5 protein-coding genes are annotated in these 6,415 nt (G+C 51.1%); 1 reads left to right on the top strand and 4 read right to left on the bottom strand.

What is annotated here, in order from left to right:
- The first annotated feature begins 538 nt into the window (after positions 1 to 538).
- Positions 539 to 2,203, top strand: coding sequence for an electron transfer flavoprotein-ubiquinone oxidoreductase (locus HZU72_RS04900; RefSeq protein ID WP_180090786.1), 1,665 nt, complete (start codon positions 539 to 541; stop codon positions 2,201 to 2,203).
- Positions 2,204 to 2,280: 77 nt separating this feature from the next.
- On the opposite strand, the gene HZU72_RS04895 is transcribed toward HZU72_RS04900, so the two are convergent.
- The 4 genes from HZU72_RS04895 to HZU72_RS23755 form a co-directional block, all read right to left on the bottom strand.
- The gene (locus HZU72_RS04895) at positions 2,281 to 4,476 is read right to left on the bottom strand and encodes a putative bifunctional diguanylate cyclase/phosphodiesterase (RefSeq protein WP_235975985.1); all 2,196 of its coding nucleotides are present in this window, start codon (positions 4,474 to 4,476) and stop codon (positions 2,281 to 2,283) included.
- 109 nt (positions 4,477 to 4,585) lie between these two features.
- Complete coding sequence (locus tag HZU72_RS04890) at positions 4,586 to 5,023, bottom strand: phosphate ABC transporter substrate-binding protein (protein ID WP_208457955.1); 438 nt, start codon at positions 5,021 to 5,023, stop codon at positions 4,586 to 4,588.
- 11 nt (positions 5,024 to 5,034) lie between these two features.
- Positions 5,035 to 5,391, bottom strand: a complete 357-nt coding sequence (locus tag HZU72_RS23760; protein ID WP_235975984.1) for a hypothetical protein — start codon at positions 5,389 to 5,391, stop codon at positions 5,035 to 5,037.
- A gap of 129 nt (positions 5,392 to 5,520) precedes the next feature.
- A complete protein-coding gene (locus HZU72_RS23755) occupies positions 5,521 to 6,264 on the bottom strand; it encodes a hypothetical protein (protein WP_235975983.1) in 744 nt (247 codons plus the stop codon).
- Positions 6,265 to 6,415 lie beyond the last annotated feature (151 nt).

Below are 6,415 nucleotides of genomic sequence, written 5' to 3'. Positions count from 1 at the left end.
GACGCGTTTCACCGCGACGAGTACTTTCATAGGTTCCTCGCTTGGCTTGTCGTAAAGCCGTTACCCTGAGACGGCACCCGCCCAGCGGATACCCCTTTTTAAGACGTGTGGTGTATTGAAGACTTACTGGCAATCTCTCAACAGCGATTCGCCTGCCCCAATACAGGCGCTGCCAACAAAAATGGCGGCGCTTTTAAATTCAATGCATAAGATTCAATCGAGCGTTTGATAGGTGCGCAATTGAAAAACCCTACCAATTTGCCATAGCCTGCCATAAAGCGACAATACCCAATGCTTAATCATCCACTACGGCCTTGGTCGTAGCACTGAACGAGGATTAACGAAGCATACTGCCAATAAATGCTCCTTTCACCATCGTAGGCGTGACCTGACACAGGTATTATGCCTATCATGGGGCATAACCAGAAGCAAACGACCGTTTTAAATTAAGGCCGACTTTTTATAAGCTAGTTCCCAGAAGTTACCCTTAGATTAGCTTTGTAAACGCTGGCACTTAAAGAGAATAAGGAGAAACCGGGTGGAAACTGTTGAACGCGATGTAATGGACTTTGATGTCGTCATTGTCGGTGCGGGCCCATCCGGGCTTTCCGCCGCATGCCGACTAATGCAGCAAGCCAACGAGGCTGAGCAAGAGCTCACGGTTTGTGTCGTTGAGAAAGGCTCAGAAGTTGGCGCACATATTTTATCGGGCGCGGTCTTTGAACCTCGTGCACTGGCAGAACTTTTTCCTGACTGGGAAGAGCGCGGCGCACCGCTCAATACCCCGGCGATTCGCGATGATGTTTATTTGCTCAAAGACGCCGAAAAAGCGCAAAAAGTACCTAACGCGTTAGTACCTAAAAGCATGCATAACACCGACGGCGAGCTTACCCGCTATGTAATCAGTGCAGGCAACCTGTGCCGTTGGCTGGCAGAACAGGCAGAGGGCCTCGGCGTAGAAATTTTCCCAGGCTTTGCCGCCCAAGAAGTCATCATTGAAGACGACGCTGTGCGCGGCATTCTGATTGGCGACATGGGTGTCGCCGCAGATGGCACCCCCAAAGATGGTCATATGCCGGGCATGGAACTGCGCGCCAAGTACACGCTGTTTGCCGAAGGCGCACGCGGGCATTTGGGCAAGCGTTTAATCAAAGACTTCTCACTGGATGCGGGTCGCGACCCACAACACTACGGTATCGGCCTTAAAGAGCTGTGGGATGTGTCTGCCGACAAGCATGAGCCTGGGCTTGTGTTGCATGGTTCTGGCTGGCCATTAGATAAAAACGCCCACGGTGGCTGGTTTCTTTACCATGCGGAAAACCAGCAGGTGGTTGTGGGTTTGATTATGGATCTGGGCTACCAGAACCCGTGGCTCTCACCCTTCGACGAATTTCAGCGCATGAAGCATCATCCGGTACTTAGTCAGTATCTGGAGGGTGGAAAGCGCGTGGCTTATGGCGCTAGGGCGATTACCAAAGGGGGCTTTAACAGCCTGCCCAAAATGACCTTCCCCGGCGGGCTATTGATTGGCTGCGATGCGGGCACCCTCAACTTTTCCAAGATCAAAGGCCTGCATACCGCCATGAAATCTGGCTTGGTTGCCGCGGAGAGCGTATTTGAGGCGATCAAAGGTGGCGATGAAGGCGCCCAGGAGCTAACGAGCTTTACCCAGAAATGGGAAGCCAGCTGGGCCTACCAAGAGCTTAAAGAGAGCGCCAGCTTCGGGCCCGCGATCCATAAATATGGCACCGTGGGCGGCGGAGCGTATAATTTTGCTCACCAGTTACTGGGCAACAAGCTGCCTAACGTCCACGATACCACCACCGACTATGGCGCCCTCAAGCCTGCGGACGAGTTCGAAAAGATTAACTATCCCAAACCAGACGGCAAGCTCTCCTTCGACAAGCCTACCTCGGTGTTTCTGTCGAACACCAACCATGAAGAGGATCAACCGTGTCATTTGCGCCTGGACGATCCTGAGCTACCGATCCGTGAAAACCTGCCCAAATATGCAGAACCAGCGCAGCGCTACTGCCCGGCTGGTGTTTACGAAGTGGTGGAGGATAGCGCGGGACAGCCACGCTTTCAGATCAATTTCCAGAACTGTGTGCACTGCAAAACTTGCGATATCAAAGACCCAGCGCAAAATATTACCTGGGTAGCACCAGAAGGCGGTGGCGGGCCCAACTACCCTAATATGTAAGGTAGTCGGCTAAAACCTGTGTTCACTGCTTGCCCTGCATGGCTGTAATATAGAAGGGTAAGCAGTGTTCGGCTAAGCTACTTCTCCTTTTGGCCGTTCTCCTCTGCTGACAACGGTTCATTACTATAAAAACCGTGAAAAGGGAGACTGGAGTGGCTGCCTATGAAGTGTGCCTGCTCATGAGAAGCGACACCTTTCGCGAACACCTCCATACCCAGACACTTGCCCAGCTCAATGACCGATGACGATAACTGCTGGTCACGACGAGTGCCTGACAAACGCTTAACTACAGAAGAACTTACTTTTAACGTATCGACAGGCAAAGCGTTTAAGTCAGATAAAGAAGAATACCCTGTACCAAAATCGTCAACGGCTATCATTACCCCCAGCTTTTTAATCTCTGCAAAGATACTCGCCGTACGCTGAACATTCTGCAGCAGCATGCTCTCTGTAATTTCCAGCTCAAGTAGCCTGGGATCCATTCCAGTAGTGGCTAATGCCTCCTTGATACTCTCCACAAAGCTGTTGTCGTAAAATTGACGTGCAGAAATATTGACCGCCATCGTTAATGTGGGAAACCCTTCTTGTTGCCACAGCATGTTTTGCCTACAGGCATTTTCGAGCACCCATTGAGCGATAGGCATGGCCAAACCGCTCTCTTCAGCCAGGGGCATGAATTGGGCGGGTTCCAGCAATCCAAGCGTTGGATGCTGCCAACGAAGCAATGCCTCCATGCCAAGCGTGCTGCCTACTTCGACGTCATGCTTTGATTGGAAGAACAACCTAAACTCATGACTCGCAAGCGCACGATGCAGGCCAGACTCTAAGGTTAAACGCACATCCATTTCCGCACTTAATTCATCGGTATAGAACTGGATATTGTTTTTGCCCAGCTGCTTCGCCTGATACATCGCCATATCAGCGCTTTTCATTAATGTTTGCTCGTCAAGCCCGTCAAACGGATACAGCGAGACACCAATACTTACCGAGATATGGCACTCCTGGCCCGCCAGCATAAAGGGCTCTCTGGCGGCAGAGAGAATTTTTTTGCCGATGGGCTCAATCTGGTCGCGTCGGCTGACCTTACTCAAAAGGATGACAAATTCATCGCCCCCTAACCGAGCGACGACATCACTTTCACGCACCGAAGAGGTTAGTCGCCTAGCTACTTCTTGCAGAAGAAGGTCGCCGGCATCGTGTCCCAAGGTGTCATTGATTAACTTAAAGCGGTCAAGATCCAAGAAAAGCAGCGCGAAGGATTCACTATGGCGACCGCCAAGCTTCACGGCCTGAGTAATCAAGTGGCTCAAAAAGGCTCGATTAGGCAAATCGGTTAGCATGTCATGGAAAGCTAAGTGTTCAACCTGCTGAGCATGTGATACACGCTCTTCCATTACCCGCTGCCGCGCCCACTGAAGTTGCCAGCTCAAACGACCGAGCATAGCCAGAATGATGAGTAGCAGGCCGCTAGTCCAACCGGCCCGCTGCCAATAGTTTCGCGCAAGCTGGTGAGCCGCGGCCAACTGCTCCTGGGCAGAGAGCCCTACCACGATAGAGAGTGGAAAATCATACAGCTCGCGCACCAGCGTGTAGCGCTCAACCCCCTGCCAGTGAGTCATAAAGGGCGCACTAACAGCATCCAGTGTGCTACTTTTCCAGGCTCCTATATCCATTAACTCGCCTGAATGGATAGTATCTCCAGAACGCCTGACCCGTACGATGCCTTCCGCGCTGACGAGTGCCAGCAAGCCCTGCTGGCCCAAAGACCGAACTTCATAACTGCTCACAAAGTAATTGGCATCAATAGCGATAATGACCCAGCCTGAGCCCCCTCCTTGCGCAGATTCTTGCTCAGGCCTTAATGGCCGAGTAAAGGTAATCTGCTTTGCCTGGTAAGCCCCCTTTTCCCCCACGGCTAAGTAATCACCGTCCAGCATTGCTTGCGCAGGAGGCGTTAGGCGCTGCCCAAGCAGCCCTGGATCAGTGGTCTCAACAACCATGCCCTGCGAATCAACAATACTGATGGTAAAAAGCAGTGCGGGAGGCAGCAGCCGCTGCTCATTTAACACATTGAGCACGCTCGAGTGATCGCGGCTGTTGGCGGTAAAACGTACTAATTTCAGTGTCGTGTCAATTTCCCTGAGGGCTCTTACAACCCTTGCTTCGTAGGTGTCGGTGATTTCACCTACGGACAGCTTTGCCTGGCGCTCAATGGATATACGCTCTTTATTGACTAAAAAATAAGTACTTCCCCATATAATCAATAACATCATAAAAGCCACGATGCTAAAGAGTACCAGTGGCTCTACAAGATGATGTGACCATCGATGAATAAAGGTTCTGGATGAGCTGACTCTGCTAGGACCTCTTTGATCATTGAGACTACTCAATTGTCACTACTCTCAAACGCTCATCAAGAAAGGAAGAATCTATATAGCCCAGCGCTTTGGCATCACTGACTAATCGCTCTACCACTGCGCGACTATTAGACAGCGCTTGGGGCGGCTGCCCTCGCCCGGTAAATATCTGCCTGGCCCAGTGTGACTTGATCTGCGCAGGAGTTTGCCCCGTGTAATGGGTGTAGAACTCACTTCTCGCTGCCGTACCTTCTGTCAGATCCAAGGGCACCACCTGCACTCCGTTAACTATTAGCGTGCGGCGCCCTAAATAAACATCCCTTAAATCGCTGCTGGTAAGGCGAGTAAAAGGCGCCTCGGCGGATACCACCACCAATACTTCGGCTGAAGCAGGATGATAAGTCATGCTCAACATCGCCCCTAATAAGAAGCTGATTCCGGATCCAGTTAGACGTTTAAGCATTGCCACTCTCCTTAAAACACAAAGTCGAGCGCAAGGCTAAACAGGTTAATACGTCCACCTGGGGTAAACTCGGGCTGCTGATTAATTAGCCCTCCAGATGACCCTGAGCGCATATCGATGTAATCATATTGGGCTGTAAAGGCCATACCCGGCCTGAAATCCCAGCGTGCCCCAACCGTTAGGCTCTCTTGCTGTATTCCGCTGGATAGCAGCTCATCCAACATCCCGTTAAGTAGCTGTGCACCTTCTGCAAAGGGCGATGGATACAGGGCAGCATTCAGCCCCGGCTCTGACGTATTGCTGGTGACTTTTGCTCGCGCCACACCTATATACGGTGTCCACTCGGCAACACGGTAACCTAACGTCATGTAGGCTCCTTCACTCTCCCGTAGCAAAGAAGGCGACGAAGAGCGTGCCCACTCGCCCATAACAAACCATGACCCTGGGTCATAACCCAACCCAAAGCTCAGCAGGCTCGTACGCTTACCATCAACTTCTTAGCGGCTAGCAAGCTGTTCACCGGGTAGACCAAAGAGGCGGTAAACATCGAAGAATTGTGAGAGTTCATCTGCGCTTACTTTCAGTTCGCCGTAGCTGGCAAACAGAGTGGCATCCCCCCAATGGGTACGGTGAGAAACGCCCCAGGAATCGCTGGCGTCGATACTACCCGTTGAGTAATCAACGCTGCCACCACCAAAATTCATCTGCAACTCATTGGTTGCCTTCCCTACTGGGTATCGATAGCGCATATCAACACCGTCAAAATTAGCCACCGGAATTAGACGATAAATTTCTTGCGGAGGCCGCACCCATGGAGTGGCGTAATTAACTTTACGATGTTCAGAAGCCATGAATGAGCTCTGCACCATACGCCCAACGCGGATACTGAGATTAGGGGTAATATCGTATTGAACATTCGCCCATTCAATCTCAGGTGCGTAAGAGCCGTCATAGTGCTTCTCACTGACTACTTGAACAACCGAGGAAAGTATAGGCGTGAGATGCAGCGTAGCTTGAAGCCCTAAGCGGCTATCAACTTCTGCGCTCCAATCATGGCTGTATCCAGCACCTTGTGAAGCAAAAGGGTCATTAACGAAGTCAGCATTTTGCTCGTCAGAGTGAACGACTCCCAGCGTGCCAAAACCATTGAATTCAAGATTAGGTAGGGAGTTATCAGCAAGCAAGGCGCCGCTTTGGGTAACGATCAAAATGGCGCAAAGCCAAGAGACTTGCCTTACCATGCTCGTTCCCTATTTCATTAGTTATATGCTATGAGCTGATGAGTATTAGCTCGGTAGAAGTTTGGGTATTAAATCGGCAGGGCGATGTTAAGTCAAACAGCCCTAAAGCTTAATTTGAGTTCAAATGTGAAAGAGTGTGTACTACTAGCGA

The organism is Vreelandella sedimenti, assembly GCF_013416325.1.
GTDB lineage: Bacteria > Pseudomonadota > Gammaproteobacteria > Pseudomonadales > Halomonadaceae > Vreelandella > Vreelandella sedimenti.
Note: the sequence above shows the minus strand (reverse complement) of the source record. Positions and strands in the feature narration are given on the sequence as shown.

Bases quoted from the DNA above. Each gene is read 5' to 3' on its own strand.
- HZU72_RS23760 (WP_235975984.1), bottom strand. From the start codon at position 5,391: ATGACGTTAGGTTACCGTGTTGCCGAGTGGACACCGTATATAGGTGTG.
- HZU72_RS04895 (WP_235975985.1), bottom strand. From the start codon at position 4,476: ATGATGTTATTGATTATATGGGGAAGTACTTATTTTTTAGTCAATAAA.
- HZU72_RS23755 (WP_235975983.1), bottom strand. From the start codon at position 6,264: ATGGTAAGGCAAGTCTCTTGGCTTTGCGCCATTTTGATCGTTACCCAA.
- HZU72_RS04890 (WP_208457955.1), bottom strand. From the start codon at position 5,023: ATGCTTAAACGTCTAACTGGATCCGGAATCAGCTTCTTATTAGGGGCG.